This is a genomic window from Desulfosoma profundi (assembly GCF_055387865.1).
Map to the genome: position 1 here is coordinate 651,835 of NZ_AP042420.1, position 18,883 is coordinate 670,717.

At 55.5% G+C, this 18,883-nt stretch carries 20 protein-coding genes; 16 read left to right on the forward strand and 4 right to left on the reverse strand.

The window, feature by feature from the left end:
* The first annotated feature begins 10 nt into the window (after positions 1 to 10).
* From ACZ5K9_RS02855 to ACZ5K9_RS02925, 15 genes are all read left to right on the forward strand, one after another.
* Complete coding sequence (locus tag ACZ5K9_RS02855; protein WP_464272912.1) at positions 11 to 898, forward strand: MinD/ParA family protein; 888 nt, start codon at positions 11 to 13, stop codon at positions 896 to 898.
* Positions 891 to 1,757, forward strand: coding sequence for a FliA/WhiG family RNA polymerase sigma factor (locus tag ACZ5K9_RS02860; RefSeq protein WP_464272913.1), 867 nt, complete (start codon positions 891 to 893; stop codon positions 1,755 to 1,757). The genes ACZ5K9_RS02855 and ACZ5K9_RS02860 overlap by 8 nt, the downstream gene beginning before the upstream one ends.
* Before the next feature lie 13 nt (positions 1,758 to 1,770).
* Positions 1,771 to 2,466, forward strand: a complete 696-nt coding sequence (locus tag ACZ5K9_RS02865) for a hypothetical protein (protein WP_464272914.1) — start codon at positions 1,771 to 1,773, stop codon at positions 2,464 to 2,466.
* Between the two features lie 27 nt (positions 2,467 to 2,493).
* Positions 2,494 to 2,982 (forward strand): hypothetical protein, encoded by a 489-nt coding sequence (locus ACZ5K9_RS02870; protein WP_464272915.1) that lies wholly within the window; start codon positions 2,494 to 2,496, stop codon positions 2,980 to 2,982.
* A 152-nt stretch (positions 2,983 to 3,134) separates the two neighbouring features.
* Entirely contained in the window at positions 3,135 to 3,812 is a 678-nt protein-coding gene (locus ACZ5K9_RS02875) for a flagellar hook-basal body protein (protein WP_464272916.1), read from the forward strand.
* Between the two features lie 16 nt (positions 3,813 to 3,828).
* Complete coding sequence (gene flgG, locus ACZ5K9_RS02880; protein ID WP_464272917.1) at positions 3,829 to 4,611, forward strand: flagellar basal-body rod protein FlgG; 783 nt, start codon at positions 3,829 to 3,831, stop codon at positions 4,609 to 4,611.
* 44 nt (positions 4,612 to 4,655) lie between these two features.
* Positions 4,656 to 5,675, forward strand: coding sequence for a flagellar basal body P-ring formation chaperone FlgA (gene flgA, locus ACZ5K9_RS02885; RefSeq protein WP_464272918.1), 1,020 nt, complete (start codon positions 4,656 to 4,658; stop codon positions 5,673 to 5,675).
* Positions 5,676 to 5,712: 37 nt separating this feature from the next.
* Positions 5,713 to 6,474 carry a flagellar basal body L-ring protein FlgH gene (locus ACZ5K9_RS02890; RefSeq protein WP_464272919.1) on the forward strand — a complete coding sequence of 254 codons (762 nt, stop codon included), beginning with the start codon at positions 5,713 to 5,715 and terminating at the stop codon, positions 6,472 to 6,474.
* A gap of 19 nt (positions 6,475 to 6,493) precedes the next feature.
* On the forward strand, positions 6,494 to 7,600 hold the full coding sequence (locus ACZ5K9_RS02895) for a flagellar basal body P-ring protein FlgI (RefSeq protein WP_464272920.1): 1,107 nt from the start codon (positions 6,494 to 6,496) through the stop codon (positions 7,598 to 7,600).
* A complete protein-coding gene (locus ACZ5K9_RS02900) occupies positions 7,578 to 8,453 on the forward strand; it encodes an OmpA/MotB family protein (protein WP_464272921.1) in 876 nt (291 codons plus the stop codon). The genes ACZ5K9_RS02895 and ACZ5K9_RS02900 overlap by 23 nt, the downstream gene beginning before the upstream one ends.
* A 12-nt stretch (positions 8,454 to 8,465) precedes the next feature.
* On the forward strand, positions 8,466 to 9,206 hold the full coding sequence (locus ACZ5K9_RS02905) for an OmpA family protein (protein WP_464272922.1): 741 nt from the start codon (positions 8,466 to 8,468) through the stop codon (positions 9,204 to 9,206).
* 9 nt (positions 9,207 to 9,215) lie between these two features.
* A complete protein-coding gene (locus tag ACZ5K9_RS02910) occupies positions 9,216 to 9,524 on the forward strand; it encodes a rod-binding protein (protein ID WP_464272923.1) in 309 nt (102 codons plus the stop codon).
* A 94-nt stretch (positions 9,525 to 9,618) separates the two neighbouring features.
* Complete coding sequence (gene flgN, locus ACZ5K9_RS02915) at positions 9,619 to 10,038, forward strand: flagellar export chaperone FlgN (protein WP_464272924.1); 420 nt, start codon at positions 9,619 to 9,621, stop codon at positions 10,036 to 10,038.
* Between the two features lie 2 nt (positions 10,039 to 10,040).
* Positions 10,041 to 11,399 carry a flagellar hook-associated protein FlgK gene (gene flgK, locus ACZ5K9_RS02920; protein WP_464272925.1) on the forward strand — a complete coding sequence of 453 codons (1,359 nt, stop codon included), beginning with the start codon at positions 10,041 to 10,043 and terminating at the stop codon, positions 11,397 to 11,399.
* Positions 11,400 to 11,414: 15 nt separating this feature from the next.
* Positions 11,415 to 12,284 carry a flagellin gene (locus tag ACZ5K9_RS02925; protein WP_464272926.1) on the forward strand — a complete coding sequence of 290 codons (870 nt, stop codon included), beginning with the start codon at positions 11,415 to 11,417 and terminating at the stop codon, positions 12,282 to 12,284.
* 158 nt (positions 12,285 to 12,442) lie between these two features.
* Here the strand turns inward: ACZ5K9_RS02925 and flgM are convergent, their stop codons facing one another.
* Both flgM and ACZ5K9_RS02935 read right to left on the reverse strand, forming a co-directional pair.
* Positions 12,443 to 12,739, reverse strand: a complete 297-nt coding sequence (gene flgM, locus ACZ5K9_RS02930) for a flagellar biosynthesis anti-sigma factor FlgM (protein WP_464272927.1) — start codon at positions 12,737 to 12,739, stop codon at positions 12,443 to 12,445.
* A 45-nt stretch (positions 12,740 to 12,784) separates the two neighbouring features.
* Positions 12,785 to 13,030, reverse strand: coding sequence for a DVU0524 family FlgM-associated protein (locus ACZ5K9_RS02935; RefSeq protein WP_464272928.1), 246 nt, complete (start codon positions 13,028 to 13,030; stop codon positions 12,785 to 12,787).
* Positions 13,031 to 13,473: 443 nt separating this feature from the next.
* On the opposite strand from ACZ5K9_RS02935, the gene ACZ5K9_RS02940 reads away from it, so the two are divergent.
* On the forward strand, positions 13,474 to 14,919 hold the full coding sequence (locus tag ACZ5K9_RS02940) for a GGDEF domain-containing protein (RefSeq protein ID WP_464272929.1): 1,446 nt from the start codon (positions 13,474 to 13,476) through the stop codon (positions 14,917 to 14,919).
* A 370-nt stretch (positions 14,920 to 15,289) separates the two neighbouring features.
* Here the strand turns inward: ACZ5K9_RS02940 and ACZ5K9_RS02945 are convergent, their stop codons facing one another.
* Both ACZ5K9_RS02945 and ACZ5K9_RS02950 read right to left on the reverse strand, forming a co-directional pair.
* The gene (locus ACZ5K9_RS02945) at positions 15,290 to 16,696 is read right to left on the reverse strand and encodes a protein phosphatase CheZ (protein ID WP_464272930.1); all 1,407 of its coding nucleotides are present in this window, start codon (positions 16,694 to 16,696) and stop codon (positions 15,290 to 15,292) included.
* Positions 16,665 to 18,881, reverse strand: a complete 2,217-nt coding sequence (locus tag ACZ5K9_RS02950; protein WP_464272931.1) for a chemotaxis protein CheA — start codon at positions 18,879 to 18,881, stop codon at positions 16,665 to 16,667. The genes ACZ5K9_RS02945 and ACZ5K9_RS02950 overlap by 32 nt, the downstream gene beginning before the upstream one ends.
* Between the last annotated feature and the right edge of the window lie 2 nt (positions 18,882 to 18,883).

The window sequence follows — 18,883 nt, forward strand, 5'->3', positions numbered from 1 at the left end:
AAGGGAGGATATGGATCAGGCGCTGGGACTTCGCAAAAAAACCTCATCTCGTGATCTTTGGGACGACTCTCGCCCTTTGAAAGCGCCTTATACGGAGGCAACGGTTCGAACCCTTTCGGTGAGCAGCGGCAAAGGGGGCGTCGGGAAGAGCAACGTGGTGGTGAATTTGGCGGTGGCCCTAGATCGTTTGGGTCGACGTGTGATGATCTTAGACGCCGATCTCGGGTTAGCCAATGTGGACGTCCTGTTAGGGCTGACCCCGACCCACAATATCAGCCATGTGTTGGATGGCAGCCGTCGCTTCGAAGACGTCTTGGTCCCAGGTCCTGGAAACATTCGCATTATGCCGGCCAGCTCTGGGGTTCAGAAACTCACCCAGCTGACTCAAGAACAAAAGATTCTCCTCGTGGACCTGATGGACGATCTGGAAACCGACGTGGATGTTTTGCTCATCGACACCGGTGCCGGTATCTCCGACACCGTGCTCTACTTTAACGTGGCAGCCCAAGAAAAGATCGTGGTGGTGACCCCGGAGCCCACATCCCTTACCGATGCCTACGCCTTCATCAAGGTCATGTTCACCCGGCACGGGGAGCGCTCGTTTCGGATCCTGACCAATGGTGCCGAGGATGAAAGGGAGGGTCGGGCCGTCTTCGCCAAACTCAGCCGTGTGGCCGATCATTTCCTGGACGGCATTTCTTTGGACTACCTGGGCTGGATCCCTCGCGACCCCAGCGTGGCCGAAGCCGTGAGAAGGCAAAAGGCCCTGCTGGAAGCTTTTCCTGGAGCCCCCGCATCCCGCGCATTTATGGACATTGCCCGACGCTTGAACCGGGAGGCTCCTTCGACGCCCAAAGGAACGATCCAGTTTTTCTGGAAACGACTCCTGCATGTGTAACAGATCGGAGATCGTGATGAATCTTATCCCCTCCCCCATCAGTTACGCGTACCCCGAAAAGGATACATTAGCTCCACTGGGGTGCGCCACACGGGACGAGGCCGTCATCAAGTACTACCCACTTGTACGGCACACGGCCTACCGCTTGGCCGCTCGGCTTCCCAACACCATCGGGCTCGAAGATCTTTGTGCCGCAGGCGTCATCGGGCTCATGGACGCCATCACCAAGTACGATCCCAGCCAGTCGGTTTCGTTTGAAAATTATGCAAAGATCCGCATTCGCGGCGCCATGTTGGATGAAATCCGGTCCATGGACTGGATCCCCCGATCGTTGCGCCAGAAGTCCTCAGAAGTGGAAAAGGTCTGCGCGGCGTTGGAAAAGAAACTGGGACGGTTTCCCGAAGACGAAGAGATCGCCGCGGAACTGGGTGTGGACCTCGAGGAATATTTTGAACTGCTCGACCGCCTGAAAGGCATTTCTTTCATCCCTGAAGATCTCAACGAGTACATCCAGGAAAATCGAGAAGCAGCGCATTTGGCCACAGATCCCGACGAAGTTTTCCACAATATCCACAGGAGCGAAATGCAACGAATTCTGGCCGAATGCATTGAGACGCTCAGTGAAAAGGAAAAGCTCGTTCTATCGCTCTATTACTACGAAGATCTCACGATGAAAGAAGTGGGCGCCGTCATGGGCTACACAGAATCACGCATTTCCCAAATCCATACCAAGGCCGTATTGAAGTTGCGTCTTCGTTTGGCCAGAAGACTGACTGCGGATGATCTCCCGGATGGCGTCCCTTCTTTAAAGAAATCAGAATCCGAACACTCTCCGCAGCGCACAGACAATAGATCATAGGAAAGGACGGCCTATGGCGGACCTCCAGACAGGACCCGGCCCGGTGCTTGAAAAAACCTCCTCTTCCGTCCCCAAAAAAGACAGCGTGTTCTTGGTCGAAAACACCGATATCGACCTCGGGACCCTTTTCGCCAGCATCGACAAGAAAACACCGGACCCAGAGTCCGAAGTGCCGACGGAGTCCATAGATTCTACCCACAAGGCGCCGGCTCTGGGCACCACCCCGGAGCCCTCTGAGGCGATCGCTCATGAGGGGACATCCTCGAGGAAAAAAGGCCGCATGGTCCTTGCCCTGGTGGGACTGGTGTTCGCTGCAGCAGGAGCTGTCACCGCCCACAGGTATCTTATCCAGCCGGCGCCACAAATCGCCCAGAAACACTCGGGGATGATCCGCCACAGCATCATCATTCCCAGGGCCGAGGAACGCATGGAGCTTTTTTTCACGGCACAATCCAAAGAAAAAGAAGATTTCTTGAGCATGACCCTCATTGTCCGCGCCAGCCGCCCCGATGCCGAGGGGGCTCTCGCAACAATGCGCGTGGTGCTCAGGGATGCTGCTTACGGTTTTCTATCACAGCAACATCCCGAAAAAAACGTGCGGCGATTCTGGTCCCCAATTGTGGAAAGAGACCTCCTCACGGACCTCCAAAGACGTTTCCCCCAGGCGGGCATTGTCGCCGTGGAACTGGAAGATCTGCAGAAGATTTGAAGTGGCGGCAAACTCGAGGCATCCCCCATGTGGCTCTGGCTTCAGCACAGCGATTGGACCACGATGCTCCAACTGGCATTGGACGGATTGCTCTTGTTTCTCGTCCTCGTTTTGCTCTGGAATAGGCGCCGCAAAGTCCCTTTAGAAACCTCAAACTTCCCGCTGGAATCCTTCGAACGCATCCTGAGCGAAACGAAAGCCTTAAGCGAGGAATTCGACCGAAACCTTCGAGAACGCGGACGCCTGATCCAAAACTTTCTGGACGCGTTGGATGCCAAGCTGGCCGAGGCCAGAGGCGTCCTCAAGCAACTCCAACAACAGGGGGAGTTTCCGGCAATGGCAGGCACGGCGGCAAGGCCGGAACCAGCCTCGAAAGCCGTGGTCGAAAGAATTCTCCACCTTGCCGATGCAGGGTCTTCCCCTCAAGAAATCGCCGCCAGGATACACAGACCGGTCGGGGAAGTGGAACTGGTGCTCAACCTCCACAAACTCCAACAAAAAAAATCTGATCGGTAACTGACATCTTGACGCCTCCTGCCCCTTATCGAGGCTCGTGATTCCCTTGCGCCCAAGCGGTTCAACCCGCCTCGAAACAGCCCACGTAAACGTCAAGAACGGTCCGTTTGGCATCGGGGTTGCTTCTTATAGGTCTCGAAAGGAGTGGCAAGATGAAGTTGAGCTCATACACGGCAGTCCTCGGGGCGATCCAACAGGAAAAGCGCATGGACGTAATCGCCAACAATTTGGCGAACGCCGCCACCCCGGGGTATCGAAGAGTGAGAACCCGGTTTGAAAATTTCATGGAGCTCCAAACCTACACGCAACTGAGCCAGGGGCCCGTGCGTCAAACGAGCAACCCCATGGATGTGGCCATCAAGGGTGAAGGTTATTTTCGGATCCAAACGGATCGAGGGGAACGCTACGCACGTGCCGGAAATTTGACGCTCGACGCCCAAGGCCGCCTCGTCACCGCAGACGGCTGGCCGGTTTTGGGACAAGGCGGACCGATCCAGCTCGAGGGCACGGACATCCGCGTTGATCCGAAAGGTCAGATCTATGACGGACAGAACCTGGTCGACACGTTGGATGTGGTGGCCTTCCCACCTGAGGTGCGCCTCGTGCACGACGAAAAAAATTTACTCGTACCGGCGGACCCCAACGCCCTTCCCATGCCGGCACAAAATTACACTGTGGAGCAGGGAGCCCTGGAAGGGGCAAATTTTTCCCCACTTGAGGAAATGACGTCCATGATCGAAACGCTGCGCATCTTCGAAGCCTGTCAAAAGGTGATGAAGATGTCCCATGAAGAAGACAAGCAGATCATCAACCAGTTGGGAAAACCCTAGGGAGGTCTAGCAAACCATGATGAGAAGTCTGTGGACGGCGGCGACGGGAATGGACGCCCAGCAACTGAACATGGACGTGGTGGCCCATAACTTGGCCAACGCCAACACCACCGGATTCAAGAAGAGTCGGGCGAATTTCGAGGACCTCATGTACCAGAACCTGATCCCACCCGGGGCCGAAACGGGAGCTTCCGGTAAAATTCCGACGGGAATTCAGATCGGCATGGGGGTTAAGACGGCCTCGGTCCAAAAGATCTTCACTCAGGGCAACTTTACCGAAACGGGAAACCAAATGGATCTGGCCATCGAGGGCAAAGGTTTTTTCAAAGTCCTTCGTGGTGCGGATGAAGTGTACACGCGCTCTGGAACCTTCAAACTGGATGCGGAAGGCTATCTGGTGGACGCGGAAGGTAATCGGCTGCAACCCGAGGTGAGCATTCCTCGGGAAGCCGTCACCATCAATATCGATCCCCGAGGCACCCTCAGCGCTTTCGACCAAAACGGCACTTTGCTCACCTCGGTCAATCTGACCCTTTACGACTTTGCGAATCCGGCAGGTTTGCTGAGCTTGGGGAAAAACTACTTCGCCCCCTCCGAGGCCTCGGGGGATGCCGTGGAGGGCCAGCCCGGCACGGAAGGCTTTGGCACACTGCTCCAAGGCTTCCTGGAGAGTGCCAATATCAATGTCGTGGAAGAGATGGTCAATATGATCGCCGGCCAGAGGGCCTATGAAGCCAACTCCAAAGTCATCCGTACGGCGGACGAAATGCTTCGCATCGCCAACAGCGTGGCTTCATAAAACCTGGGGCCGAGGTGTTGCGTCGCAAAGGAGATATCGGCAGGATGAAGATTCCTGTGATGCTGTGTGTGGTGGTCGCACTTTGGTGTGCGGGATGGGGCGTGGCGTCGCCCCAGGATGGGCTCCCTTCAAACTCCTCCGGGGACGCTCCACTCTCGGCCCTTGAGGTCCGTTCTGTGGTGGAGACACGCCACGAGACGCTGACGCTTTACGATCTCATTGATCCGAGCACACCCTTGCCTCCCCGATGGGTCAGCACCTTCCAATCCATTTCTCTGGGACAGAGCCCTCCGGTCGGGGCGGAAAAAACGGTGCGCACTGACAACCTGGGCCCTTACCTCAAAAATGTGCTGTCGTCTCTCGGGGTAAATCCTGAAACCGTTTTTCTCTCCATCCCTGAAAGGATCGTTCTGAGAAGAAAAGCGGCCGTCCTGAGCACCGAATCCATCGAAGAACTCTACCGTACCTACATTCGAGAGCACTCGCCATGGGATCCGGCGGAAATGGAAATCCGAGATATCGTGATCTCGGGGTTGGCGGCCGTACCCGAAGGGGATGTGACCCACGAGATCGAAGCGCCGCCGGACAGTTCCTACCTGGGGGTGGTGCCCTTGAATGTCCACTTTTACATCGACGGCCGAAAAGTGCGGACGCTGCGAGTCGCCGGTAAAGTGATCGTCCGGCGCACGGTGGTCCATGCCAGTCAAAACCTTCGTCGGGACACGATCCTGGGGGCTGAGCATGTGGAATTCCGTGACATCCTTCTGAATGATGCTTCAAAGGCCTATATCACTCGCATGGAAGATGTCCTGGGCAAAAGGGTCGTTCGTCCCGTCGGCGCCCATCAGCCATTGGAAATGTCGCTTCTCGACAAACCCTTGTGCGTTACATCCGGAAAGCCGGTGACCATTATTTATCAAGAAGGTCCTCTGAAACTGACCGCCAAAGGGGAATCCAAGGACAATGGAGCGCAAGGGGATTGGATACGCGTCGTGAACATGGCGTCCCAAAAGACGCTGAAGGCGAGAGTCGTGGATCCGGACACCGTCACCTTGAACCCGTAAAAAGATCCCGCAAAGGGCAAGCCAGAAAGCAACGACCATGGGACGAAACAAACACCCACGGAAAGCCCACAATGTTCTTTTGAACCTTTACGCCATGGTCTGGCTCACGGCCATGGGATTGACAGGCTGCGCGACGGAAAACCCGACGGTGCGGACCGCGCCGGGAGCGATGCCTTTGGCCCCTCCTCCACCACTTCAGGAAGAATTCCATCCTCCACAGACGGAAATCGCCCAGTCCAGGCCGATCCCCTCCGGATCCCTATGGAATGTTCGCAGTGAATCGCTTTTTCAGGACATCAAGGCCCATCGCGTTGGAGACATCGTCACCATCATGGTCAGTGAACAGTCCAAAGCCTCGAAAGAAGCCGCCACGTCCACAAGCCGCGTGCGGGAAATGAACGGGGAGGCGAACTTCATGGGACTGAGCACTCCGTCCAAAACCATTCTCCAGCCGGTGAACAAAACCGGCTACGGGCTGAGTTTCGACAACACCTTCACAGGAAAAGGCAGCACGAAGAAAGCCGATTCCATGACGGCCTACATGACCGCCACGGTCACGGACATTCTGCCCAACGGGAATTTGGTGATTCGGGGATCCCGATGGACCAAGGTCAACGACGAACTCCAACAGATTGTCCTCGAAGGCGTGGTGCGTCCCATGGACATCACCCGGGACAACACGGTGCTGTCCCAGAACATTGCCGAGGCAAAGATCTTCTTCGTGGGTAAGGGTCCAGTGAGCCGTCAGCAGAAGCCCGGAGTACTGGGACAACTCCTCGACATGGTCTTGCCCTTTTAGCAAGGAGGGTCCGTCTTCCATGAAACGACAATTGTGGACCGTGACACTGGTGAGCGCGCTTTTCTTTTGTGCAGCCCAAAACGGTCATGGAGCACGGATCAAAGACGTGGCTCGGTTCATGGGTGTTCGCCCCAACGCACTTTACGGCTATGGGCTGGTGATCGGCCTCAACGGCACGGGCGACAACAACAAAACTCAATTCACCAGCAGTACCCTAGCCAACTTTTTGGACCGCATGGGCATCCATGTGGACCCGGACAGCGTCAAGGTGAAAAACGTCGCGGCCGTTATGGTCACCGCTAAGCTGCCACCTTTCGCGCGTATCGGGACAAAACTCGACGTCCAAGTCTCCTCCATCGGAGACGCCAAGAGCTTGGAAGGGGGCACATTGTTGATGACCACCTTGCAGGGGCCGGACGGACAGGTGTACGCCGTGGCCCAAGGTCCCGTGAGCACGGGAGGTTTTTCCGCCTCCGGAGCGAGTGGGAGCTCGGTGCAAAAAAATCATCCGACCGTGGGCTTTATCTCTCAGGGCGCTGTGGTGGAGCAGGAGTTTCCGGTGCGCATTGATGACTTGAACCGCCTAGATCTCGTGTTAAACAGCCCCGACTTTACCACCGCGGATCAAGCCGCACGAAAAATCAACCTGGCTTTGGGAGGACAGTACGCCCGAGCCGTGGACGGCAGCACCATCCATGTGGACGTGCCGCCGTCCTATCGATCCGACATCGTCGGGCTGATCTCCCAGGTGGAAGCCTTGGACATCAGTCCCGATGCGGCCGCCAAGGTGGTCATCAACGAGCGCACGGGCACCATCGTCCTTGGAGAACACGTGCGAATCTCTCCGGTCGCTGTCGCCCACGGTAACCTCACGGTACAGATCAGTGAACAACCCGCCGTTTCCCAGCCTCTGCCCTTCAGCCAGGGACGTACGGTGGTCACCCCCCAATCCACAGTTCAAGTCCAAGAAGGCAAGGGATCGATCAACGTAGTGGGCGGTGGCGCCACCATCGGCGAAGTCATCAAGGGGCTCAACGCCATCGGTGCGACACCGCGAGACATTATCACCATCCTTCAGGCCATCAAAGCTGCGGGAGCCCTCCATGCCGAACTCGAAATCATCTAAAAAAAAATCCGGAGGAGACGAGGGGCCTCCCGCCGATGGCTGGCTCACCACCTACTGCGACCTGTGCACACTCCTTCTCACTTTCTTTGTGCTTCTCCTCAGCATGTCCGTCCTGGACAATACACGGCAGCGACAGGCGCTCAACTCGTTAGTGGGTGCCTTCGGATTTCTGCCGGGAGGCCGCACTGCCATCGGGACACCCACGGGGATGGATATCAGTGAGTTCGAGGCCCCCATGGAAGTCAAAACCCTGAATTTCGATATCCTTCGGGAAGTGACCATGAGAAACGAATTGGATAAAGAGGTGGAAATCATCCAAAAGGATGAGGGATTGACCCTCGTCCTCAACCAGAAAATCCTGTTCGAACCCGGATCCTTTGAACTCAAACCCAGCGCCCGCCGTTTCTTGTCCCAGCTCGTCCCCTATCTCACTAAGGATTCTCGGGAAATTGAAATCGGCGGGCACACCGACCGTTTCGAAAAAATCGAAACGCCCGCTTGGGAGAAGCTCTCCTGGATGATTTCCACCAAGAGGGCCACGGCCGTCTATCAGTATCTCCTGTCCCAGGGTTTGGAACCCCATCGGGTGAGCGCCCATGGCTACGGTTTCCACAGACCTGTAGTGGACGGCACCCAGTATCCTCATCTCCGAGAGAGGAACCAACGGGTCGAGATCGTCCTGACCTACAGCCGAAACCTCCCGGCCAGTCTGCTCCATGAAGATCCCAAACCGAGTCCTTACTTTAACTACAAGAATTTCTTTTTCCGGTTATTCCCCATGGATGAAAAGCCCCGAGAGGCCCAAGATTCAAGGTCAGGAACACGGTCAGATGTTCCGGGGCGTCAAGGATAAGGAACGAAAGATATGGCAAAAAAAAGGAACAAAGGCGGAGAAGAAAATGGCGGCAGCGCCTCCTGGATGGTCACCTTTTCGGACCTCTCGACGCTCCTTCTCACTTTTTTTGTGTTGCTGCTGAGTATGTCCTCCATGAACGAAAAAGCCATCCGAAGCACCTTCAAAAATTTCGACAAGACCAGCGGCATACTCTACTTCAAAGAACGGCAAAAGGTTCGCCACGATCCGGACATGGTCATGCAGGACCTCATCAAAAGCGTCAAGAGTGTCTATATCGCCGATGTGCGCCGATTGGACGAGGTGTCCAAGACTCCGTGGAAAAAGGACTTTAAGCTGATTGTCTCATCCGGCAACGCCCTACTGACGAAGAAGCGATGGAGCCCAGGGGACTTTTCGTTCATCTTCGGGGATCAGCTCCTCTTTGAAAGGGGAAGTGCCACACTGAAACCTGCTGCCTATCCAATCCTCGACAAATTCGCACGGTTTTTAAACGAAGCTTCCTATAAGGCCTACGTCGATGGACATACCGACGATGTTCCCATCAGGACGGCTGAATTCTCCTCCAATGAGGAACTGTCGATCGCCCGAGGCTACGCCGTGCTGGATTATCTCGTGACCCAAGGAAAGGTTCCACCCGAAAAACTCGCTTTAGGCGGCTATGGACACACCCAGCCCTTGGCGCCCAACCAGACCCCCGAAGGACGCCAACTCAACCGGCGGGTGGAAATTATCTTCGAAAAAATCGACTAGAGGAGCACAATGGCATCCACCTCATCGGTCGTCCAAGGAATCCATTCCCCGTCATGTCAAGAGGACGTGGCAAGGCAGCAGAAAAGGCTTCGGGAGGCGTGTATGGATTTCGAGAGCCTCCTGACGACCCAACTGGTGAAATCCATGCGGGCTTCCGTTTTGCGAGACGAAGAGCCGGAATATGCTATGGGGCTTTATGAATCCCTGCTGGACGAAGGACTCGCGGAAGTGTGGAGCCGTCAGGGATCCCTGGGGCTTGGGGAATGGCTTTACCAGTCGCTTGAGCCCCTTTTGGTCAAAAAAGACCCCACAAAGTAACACCGAAAACACTGAAGTTTTTTGAGGATTTTGCCGATCCCATCTTAAGAAAACGAGGAGAAGGCTTCACCGATGCCTTGATGGAGACGCACCGATGACATCCTGTGTCCCTTACCCAGCAAAAGACGCAGAAACGCTTCGCGCTATGGCACATCAGCTGCTCGAAATCCTCCGACAGGAAACGCAGTGCCTGTCTCAAAAAGATCACCAGGGGGTGCTGGCGATCCTGCCCCAGAAAGAGGCCCTAGCGCGCCGGATCGTGGAAGCCCTGCGCTCCATGGCTCACGCTATCCACAAGGGCCAGGACGCAACTGGGAATCGGGACATGTTGTCCGATCTCAGAGAGACACTCCGGCAGATCGATGCAATCAACGAAGCCAACCGCCGATGTATTGCGGAACTCCTCGAAATCCACGAGGAACTTCTTTCCATGTTGGTGCCTCAGACCTACAGCCAGACGTCGCAAAGAGCTCTGCCTCTTGTCAAGGGTTATGGCATCAGGACGGAGGTCTAATCATGACGGGCTTAAACGCCGCCTTGGAAATCGGCAAGAACGCTCTCTTGAATGCCCAAGTCCAGATCCAGACCACCTCCCACAACGTGGCCAACGCGGAGAACCCGAATTACTCTCGTCAAAAGGCGCCCATAGTTACACAAGGCGCCATTTTGGGCCGGGCGGGTTGGATCGGCATGGGGGCCCGGTTGGAGCGCATTATCCAGCAAAGGGATGCTTTTTTGGAGGGAAGATATTTGAAGGCTTCATCGGAAAGCGCCTACTACGGCACTCTGGAGCGGACCCTCACGGCCGTGGAAACCTATCTTTCCGACGACGGCGATGAGGGACTCCACGGGGCGCTGAACGACTTCTGGAACGCCTGGAACGCTTTGGCTCAAAATCCCGAGGGTGCGTCAGAACAGGCTTTGGTGGTCGAGTGTGGAGCCGGCCTGTGCAACAGCCTGAACCAAAAGGCCGAGCAACTCCGCAACAGCCGGGAAGGACTCGTGACGGAATTGAGAGACAACCTTTCCGTCATCAACAGCCTGTTACAAAAAGTCCTGAGCCTTAACCAACAAATCCAACGATCGGAAACCCCCACTTTCATGGCCAACGACTTGAGAGACCAACGGTTTCAGGCGTTGGAGGAACTCTCCCAGTATCTTCGATTCAGCACCGAGGAAGGCACTGGCGGCACACTGAACGTTTTCCTCGAAGACGGCACCCCCCTCGTCCTTTTCACCGAATATGCCGCCCAACTCAAAATGACGGGAGATGCCCAGTCCTTTCGCATTGAAGTCCAGGACTCCGGAACGGTGGTCGCCCAATTTGACGCTTCCCTTAACGCGGTGCAGGACGGTCTGAAGGGTTCCACGGGAGCCCTCGTCACGGCCATGGGCACCGTCGACACCTGGCAGGACGCTTTGGACGCTTTCGCCTCCGCCTTGGTGACCGAGTTCAAAGACATCTATGATGGTATCCTTGGGACACCAGGCTCTTACTTTTTCGATACCTCATCCACAACCGCGGCGGACATCCACGTCACAGACAATCCTTTGGGCTCGCCTTCCAATGCGCTGGCTCAAGCCGTGCTTTCCCTGGAGACCCAAGGCCTTGCCAGCCTCAACGGGCTCAGCCTGACTCAGCACCTCACCCAACTCAGCCAAAACGTCGGGCTTTCCATCGAGTCGGCCTCCACCCAGTCCTTGTTACAAAACGGCATGGCTCAACAACTCAATGAGCAAAGGCAAACCGTATCGGGTGTCTCGCTGGACGAAGAAATGGTGGAACTTATTAAACATCAACAACTTTACCAGGCTGCGGCGAAGCTGATCCAGCAAACCGCCGAGATGATTCAGACCGCCATTAACATGGTCTAATGAGAGGCAGATACCATGCGTGTGACCTTTTCTCTAATGTTTCGCATGACGACCCGGGACATCGAGAAAAAACAGGAAAGCCTCGGCCGATTAAGTCGAGAGATCTCCAGTGGCCTACGCCTTCACAATCCCCATGATGACCCTAGAGCTTGGGGACAATCCCTGGATATCCAACAAACACTGCATCGGATGGAACGCTACAAAAGCAACCTGGATTTTGCCACAAACATGCTGACCCTTGCGGACAGCGGTCTCAACCATGCCCATGACATGATCCTGCGCGCCAGAGAGATCGGCATGGCCGGCAAGAGCATCAACTCGTCCGAAGAGAAAAAAGCGTATGTGGAGGAACTCGATCAACTTTTAGAGGAACTCGCTTCCACCGTTTCCGAAAAGTACATCGGTCAGAGCGTCTTTGCGGGAAGGCCTGTATGGAACGATACGGATCAGGCTTGGGAATGGGAACCCGCGCGGCCCACGGACGACCCGCTTCAAGTGGTTCTCGGTGAAGGACTGAGCCCCGTGACGGTTCCGTGCGATCTTTCGGCAATTATCCCCGCGGTGATGAACGCGATGGAAAATCTCAAAAGTGCCATTGAAAATGAAGACACCGCCGGCATCACCAGCGCCATGGAGACTTTTGACGATTCGATGGAGCAAGTGCGTCAATTCTCGGCTTCCGTCGGCACGCGGTTGACCAGCCTTCAAAGACGACGTGACGCGCTGGACGAGCTCACCGGCCACCGACAAGAGCGCCTCTCCGAACTTCGCGATACCGACCTGGTCGACGCCATCACGACTCTGCAAACGCACCAAATCGCTCTCGAGGCCGCCTATAAATCTACGCTCGTTCTCAAGGACCTCAATCTTGTTCACTATCTGTAGGGCAGCTCCAAAAGTCCCTTAGGTCTTTTCCACAAAAAAGCCCCGGGTCTTCTCCATAACCCGGGGCTTTTGCCGTGAAATGCGCCTTCTCGTGTCATTAACTTGACGTTATCTGGGGACAGAAATCAGTCAAAGAAATGACTCCGCATCGGCGTGGATTAAATGATTTCGTCGAGCATGCGGGCGGCGATTTTTTGGGGGTCCACTGTATAGGTGCCTTCCTGGATTTGTCGCCGCAGGGCGTCGACTTTTTCTGTGCGCACCTCCTCGCGATCCATTGCTACCTGACTTCTCGCCATCTCCAGAGCTTCTCTGGAAAACTGCACCCGGTCTTCGACTCCCTCGGCTTCCAGGTTTTTGGGGATCTGGACAGGCTGTTTCTCCGGCCGGACCTCTCGACTGTCGTGGACCTCCGGCGTATTGGCCAAGTATATTCCTACTCTTTTGATGTCCATTTTTTCAATCCTCTTCGGATGCAGGAAGATGACCCTACAAGTTTTTCACGGCTTCAGGGGCCGGCCTCCAAGGGTCTCCACATCGTTTTCATTTCTTTGCTTTTCCAAAACCTGGCTGGTCACCCGGTCACGGATCAAGCGCCGTCGGGCCTCTTCGGAAATGGACACCTTTTCCTCTGGAGGCCGCTCCCCTTTGTCCCCGCCCCCTAAAGCCGACAACAACCGCGACCGCTGCAGTTGGCGGGTGTAAGTCCGTAGAACGCTCTGTACATGATAATCCGTCACCACCATGACCAGCTTCCTCCCTTGCCTTTTATATCGGAAGTTCTTGCCGGGAACTTGAGAAAAAACTGCCGCCCGACGGCCAAGATTCAGACACCACGTGGGAGTGGGTCATGCGCCTGTCCTAACTGGCATAGGATGTGCTTATCCATCGAGCATCAAGGAATCACCGACGGAGAGTTTGAAGCATGGAAGACGGGAGGATCTCAAGTGACCATGCGGCCTTCACCGCAACGAGCAGCGACGGCCTATTGCCCGAAATGCGTTCATTTCGCCATGACATGGGATCCTCGCAGCCCTTATGGCTGCCGGGCGTGGGGGATTCGCAGCCGGGAGCACCCGAGTCTGGCTGTCTGCGCTTCGTCGGGATATCCCTGCCAACTTTTTCAGGAAAAGAAACCGCCATTTTCCAAGGAAACGGCGTGAATCTGAGGAACACAACGGAGAAGCCTATGTCGGGGTTTTCGAGTTTTGAAAGCAACGGTTCCGCAACTCAACGGATCGAGGTGCTCCGGGAACAGGTCCAGCGCATTCGCAGCCAGAAGAACGCTCTCATGAAAGACATCGTTGACCTCCAGCAACAAAACAAAAACCTCTCAGAGATCTTCAAACGATCCCTGCTGCACCTCATGTCCATGCTGAAGCCATTGGCCGACCCCAGGACATCGGAAGCTCTTGACGGACTCAAAAACCATCTGCTCTCCGACACAGACTGGAACGTCATTGACCGTGAGATTCAGCAGATCAAGACGTGGTCTCTCCACGAGGCATGTGCAGCCGGACACACAGGGGATGCCGGGGGATCTTCCAAGCCGGTAACCGCTCCCACTGCTCCCATTCCACTCCTGCCCGACTTTCTCACCGCGCATCGCACGGTAATGGATTGCCTGCGGTGTGATTTCGGGGATGCCTACCGGGAAAAGTGGCAAGACGTCTCCACCAGGCTGGACAAATGTCAATCCTTTGACGATCTTCTCGTGGGGACACGTCTCTTGGCGGATCTGGCTCGACAATTCGCCGAGTCCATCACAATCGAAAGATCACGTGTCGCCCAGTTCTTTACCGAGATCGGACAAGACCTCGTGGAAATGGAAACCATGCTTCACGTCACGGTGCGACACACCCAAGAAGCTCGGGAAGCCAATGAAGTCTTTTCGGCCACGCTGGACGGTCAAATGCAGGAAATGCGCGATTCGGTGAACATCACGCGCACTTTGGAGGAACTCAAAAGCGTCGTCGAATCCAAACTGGCGACCATCAAGAAGTTCCTGAAGGAAAAAAGAGAGCACGACGAAGCCCGGCATCGCGCAGCGGGACAGAACACGGAGGCGCTCCATCAGGCTCTCAAGAAGATGAAACACGAGATCTCGACCATGCAGGAAAAAACTCGGATTTTGGAACAGCAAGCCGTTCAGGATCCTTTGACGGGGATTCATAACCGGCGGGCTTTCGATGCACGGCTTCAGGAAGAAATCCATCGGTTCCAACGTTATGGTCAAGTCTTTTCCCTTCTGGTGATCGACTTGGACCGTTTCAAGCAGGTCAACGACGTCTATGGTCACCCCACGGGAGATCAGTGCCTCAAGGAAGTCACGCGGCGCATGGCGGCTGTTCTCAGGAAATCTGATTTTCTGGCACGATATGGTGGAGAAGAGTTTGCGGTGATCTTACCCGGCATCCAAAAGGATGGTGCCAAGAGCGTTGCGGAAAAACTGAGGCTTTGTGTGGAAAAAACCCGCTTCCTCTACCAAGGTGAACGGATTCCTCTGACCATCAGCGTGGGGATATCGCAAATCGAGACAAAAGAAGAAACCGCGGAAAGCCTTTTCCAAAGAGCGGATATCGCCCTTTACGAGGCCAAAAGGCAAGGACGCAACCGCGTTGTCGTGGCCGAATGATCTTTCGCAAGATCGGATCCTGAAGGTTTTTAAGGACTCCTGACTTCCATTCCGAGCTGTTACCCTGCCAGTGACGGTCCTCAGCGGAGGGATGCGTTCGTGGGAGTCCATTCGGCCATCGACAGCGTCGTCCCTCCAACTGAGCCCCCCAAGACACCGCGCAATGACTTTCAAGATCACCGGGACCGCTGCTGAGAAAGCCCATCGTGCGGCTCAAGACAGATCTCGTGAACCGACCCCCACCCGCCCGTAGGGATGCCCGACGTGCACCGCGCCCATCGGGCGGGGCGTCATCAGCCCAAGGCGATTTTCGAGTGAATTCCCGGTCAGCCGGCCAGCAGAGTGCAATGACCACGACGGGCATTGGCGCTTAAAAACCGAATTCTGCCAACAGGGCATCCACGTCGCTTTGCGAATGGAGAGCGTCGGCCATGGCTTCGTGGGCTGGCCCATAGAGTTCTTCTTTCGTGCAACGGGCTTTTTCCACCTTAACCCCGAATTTGGCAATGAGCTTGACCAGTTTGGCTTCCAGATCTTCCAACAGGGCGATGATCTTCATGATGATCTGGCCTGTCAGATCCTGATAATCCTGGGCGGTCAAGATCTTGATCAAATCTTCATGGCTTTTGCGCGCTGACGCTAAGAGATCTTGGATCAATGTGACAGCTTCGCCCAGTTTTTTTTGAGCGTTTTCGCCCAAAGGCTGTAAGCCAGACAGCACCTCAGCGATGGTTTCCAGCCGCCCTTGATCTTTCTCGTTCCTCTTCTGCAGCGCCTCCACATGGTCCAAGGTCGTGTTCGCTGCCGACTCGGTCAATTTAATGATATGTTCCAATCGATTTCCCGAATCGGGGATCTTCTCTTCCACCATTTCCCGCAGCGACGGATCCATGGTGCGGACAAAATCCCGAAGGGAGTTATGTAGCTCCCGGGCGATCCCGCCAATTTCCTTGTAGAGCCCGGGATGACGATTTTCCGCGAGTTGTCCGAGGATTTCTTCCGCCCTTTGGAGATCCCCGTCGGAAAGCGCCCGCATGAAATTTTTAATTGTTCCGAGGACCGTGTCGGTCATTTGGCCGTCTTCGGACACCCGCTGACGAAGATCTTCAAGCCGGCCTGTTGGATCGAGGAGACCTTGCAAACGGTTCACCATCTCCTCTGTTAGGGGAACTTCGAGCCGGGCCATGAGGACACCTTCTGGATTCTTGACAGCCTGGACTGTGCCCTGGAGACGTCGGCAAAATTCCTCCACCACGGCCATAGCATGGCTTTGGTCATCATCCTCAACCTGAGACGGCATCACCTGGGACGGCGCTCCCACAAGTTGGTCGATAATCGAGTCCTCATCGGTTTCTGGTTCACTTTGAGAGACGGAGGCATCTGGGCAGCGTTGAGGCATCTGCGCCGCATTTTCACTGGGTGCTTCAACAAGGGAGACAATTTCCCGAGCATCGATGTCCTGGCCCCCCTTGGAATGGGAAGCCTGACGCATCTGTTCCGTCAAAGCGTTCACAGCGAACTGGAACACCATTGTCGCCTCCCCCGATGCGCCGCCGTTCGACCGAACTTTTTGCTCGAGATGCGCCTCTAAGGCCACACCGGCTTTGGCCAGTCCGTCCATTCCCAGCATAGCTGCCGTGCTGCTCAGTGTCTTCAGGGCATCGGCGCATCGGTCCCACGCCGTCTCGAGCTGGGAGTCAGAATGCGTCAGCGCTTCTTCAATATCTTCGACAAGCCGCAGGAGATCATGCCACTCTTCTTTGCCGATCATATCCATGATGTCCACCTTCCTCGTAACCGCTCACAATCCCTTTCACATCCAGTATCAAGGCCACCTTGCCATCCCCCAAAATGGCCCCACCGGAAAGTCCCCTGACATGTCGTAAGCCTGCCCCCAGGCTCTTGATGACCACTTCTTGACGCCCGACGATTTCATCGGCCAAAAGGCAGTAGGATTTTTGATCCTCGTTCACCACAAGGATGAGGCCCTCCCATGGGTTGCGGAACCGCGGCTCGACATTGAAAAGATCATGCAACCGAATGAGTGGCATGAGCTGATTGCGAACCTTGATCATTTCCTCCGAACCATGAACGGTCAGATAAGCCTCCCGCGAAGGTCTGAGGGATTCCCGCAAAGCTACCGTCGGCACCACATAGCGCTCCGGTCCCACACAAATGACCATGCCGTCGATGATGGCCATGGTCAGAGGCAATTTCAACTCGAAGCGTGTTCCCTGACCCGGCACGCTGCTCACTTCCAGCTTGCCACGCAGTTCTTCGACACTGCGCCGCACCACATCCATACCGACACCTCGGCCCGACACGTCGGTGACTTCGTCTTTCGTGGAAAACCCGGGATGGAAAATGAGTTCGAACAAAGCCCGTTCGTCCAGGACCTCTTCTGGACTGATAAGCCCTCGTTCCAGTGCCTTGGTGCGAATCTTTTCTGCGTTCAGACCCCGTCCGTCATCCCGCAACTCGATAATGATGTTGCCCCCCTTTTGCTCCGCACTTAAGGATATGGTCCCGCAGGGATCCTTCCCCAACGCCCTCCTTTCCTCGGGAGATTCCAGGCCGTGGTCGATGGCGTTTCGAATCATGTGCACCAGGGGCTCGTAGATCTCTTCCACCATGTTGCGGTCGATTTCCGTGTCTTCGCCCCGCATTTCCAATCGAACGTCCTTTCCGGACTTCTTGGACAAATCCCGCACAAGGCGGATCAGCTTTTGAAAAGTGCTCTTGATGGGCACCATGCGCAAAGACATGGAGATGCGCTGCAGTTCCGCCGTGATACGCCGCAGCTGCACGGAATCCTTTTGAAACTTCTGGTCCTTAATGGTCTGCACTTCAGGATTTTGAAGCACCATGGACTGGGCAATTACCAGTTCCCCGACCATGTCCACAAGGTTATCCAGCTTAACCGTATCCACCCGGACCGACGCCGTGCTTTCCTTGAAGCGCCTTTGCTCCCGGAGGGCCCACCCCACGTCTTGGGGGCTTACCGCTCCCTCCTCCACCAAAGCTTCACCGATTTTTTTGCCTCTCTCGCGGGCGACTTCGGCAACCTTCTCCACCTCCTCGGGCTCAACGAGGCCTTTTTGGACGAGGATTTCCCCGACTTTGGGCGGTTCTGCACTTCGTTCCCTCACGATTGGCTTCTGAGGATCGAAGTTCTTTAACGTTTTCAGAAAGCTTTCCACCAGGCCGGCGGACAGCACCGCCTGGCTGGACCCCAGAGCGGCTTCCAGCTCTTTGAGGAGCACCTTGAGAATATCCACGGCGCGCAGCACGACGTCGATGACGGCATCCGTCACATCAATAGCCCCCGAACGCGCCTCATCCAGCAGGTTTTCCACCTCATGGCTTAAATGATGGATGGCCTGCAGATTGAGAAAACCAGCCACGCCCTTAATGCTGTGAAAAGGACGAAAAACGGCATTGATTGCCTCTTTATCCGTAGGGTCCGCTTCTAAAGACATGATGTTCAGCTCAATGGAAGCCAGGTGTTCTTTCGCCTCTTCAATGAAATCCTTGATGAGCTCGGCGTCTTCCAATCGAACCTCTTCCCGGCTCTGCTCCATTTCATCCGGATCTCCGGCTGCGGCCTCGAAAGCCATATCCTTTCCCTCTGGCGTAGGGAGCTTTTCTTCGGCGGGACGGTCATCGCTTGCGCCCGTGGTGTCTCGTCCGTTGTGGGATATGTCTTTGAGGACATCCCGGATCTTTTGCCAATCTCCTCGAGGATCCGCAGACTCCTCCAAGATGATTCCACGAAAGAGCCCCTTGAGCCTCTCAAGGTTTTTCTTCCAAGACGGCGGAGTCCCTTCGTAGGCCTCAATGCTTTCGATCACATTGAGACATTCCCCGATGCCCATCAAATCATCCGGGCCCGCTACTACCCCGTCCTCCAGCCGACGAACCAGCGATTCCAGGCTCTCCGCAGACATCTGTGCCACGGCCATAT

Coding starts and splice junctions, on each gene's coding strand:
- flgK (WP_464272925.1), top strand. CDS start 10,041: ATGACGGGCTTAAACGCCGCCTTGGAAATCGGCAAGAACGCTCTCTTG.
- ACZ5K9_RS02855 (WP_464272912.1), top strand. CDS start 11: ATGGATCAGGCGCTGGGACTTCGCAAAAAAACCTCATCTCGTGATCTT.
- ACZ5K9_RS02935 (WP_464272928.1), bottom strand. CDS start 13,030: ATGGTGGTGACGGATTATCATGTACAGAGCGTTCTACGGACTTACACC.
- ACZ5K9_RS02910 (WP_464272923.1), top strand. CDS start 9,216: ATGGCATCCACCTCATCGGTCGTCCAAGGAATCCATTCCCCGTCATGT.
- flgG (WP_464272917.1), top strand. CDS start 3,829: ATGATGAGAAGTCTGTGGACGGCGGCGACGGGAATGGACGCCCAGCAA.
- flgA (WP_464272918.1), top strand. CDS start 4,656: ATGAAGATTCCTGTGATGCTGTGTGTGGTGGTCGCACTTTGGTGTGCG.
- ACZ5K9_RS02875 (WP_464272916.1), top strand. CDS start 3,135: ATGAAGTTGAGCTCATACACGGCAGTCCTCGGGGCGATCCAACAGGAA.
- flgN (WP_464272924.1), top strand. CDS start 9,619: ATGACATCCTGTGTCCCTTACCCAGCAAAAGACGCAGAAACGCTTCGC.
- ACZ5K9_RS02945 (WP_464272930.1), bottom strand. CDS start 16,696: ATGGATATGATCGGCAAAGAAGAGTGGCATGATCTCCTGCGGCTTGTC.
- ACZ5K9_RS02870 (WP_464272915.1), top strand. CDS start 2,494: ATGTGGCTCTGGCTTCAGCACAGCGATTGGACCACGATGCTCCAACTG.
- ACZ5K9_RS02900 (WP_464272921.1), top strand. CDS start 7,578: ATGCCGAACTCGAAATCATCTAAAAAAAAATCCGGAGGAGACGAGGGG.
- flgM (WP_464272927.1), bottom strand. CDS start 12,739: ATGGACATCAAAAGAGTAGGAATATACTTGGCCAATACGCCGGAGGTC.
- ACZ5K9_RS02865 (WP_464272914.1), top strand. CDS start 1,771: ATGGCGGACCTCCAGACAGGACCCGGCCCGGTGCTTGAAAAAACCTCC.
- ACZ5K9_RS02925 (WP_464272926.1), top strand. CDS start 11,415: ATGCGTGTGACCTTTTCTCTAATGTTTCGCATGACGACCCGGGACATC.
- ACZ5K9_RS02950 (WP_464272931.1), bottom strand. CDS start 18,881: ATGGCCGTGGCACAGATGTCTGCGGAGAGCCTGGAATCGCTGGTTCGT.
- ACZ5K9_RS02905 (WP_464272922.1), top strand. CDS start 8,466: ATGGCAAAAAAAAGGAACAAAGGCGGAGAAGAAAATGGCGGCAGCGCC.
- ACZ5K9_RS02890 (WP_464272919.1), top strand. CDS start 5,713: ATGGGACGAAACAAACACCCACGGAAAGCCCACAATGTTCTTTTGAAC.
- ACZ5K9_RS02940 (WP_464272929.1), top strand. CDS start 13,474: ATGTCGGGGTTTTCGAGTTTTGAAAGCAACGGTTCCGCAACTCAACGG.
- ACZ5K9_RS02860 (WP_464272913.1), top strand. CDS start 891: ATGTGTAACAGATCGGAGATCGTGATGAATCTTATCCCCTCCCCCATC.
- ACZ5K9_RS02895 (WP_464272920.1), top strand. CDS start 6,494: ATGAAACGACAATTGTGGACCGTGACACTGGTGAGCGCGCTTTTCTTT.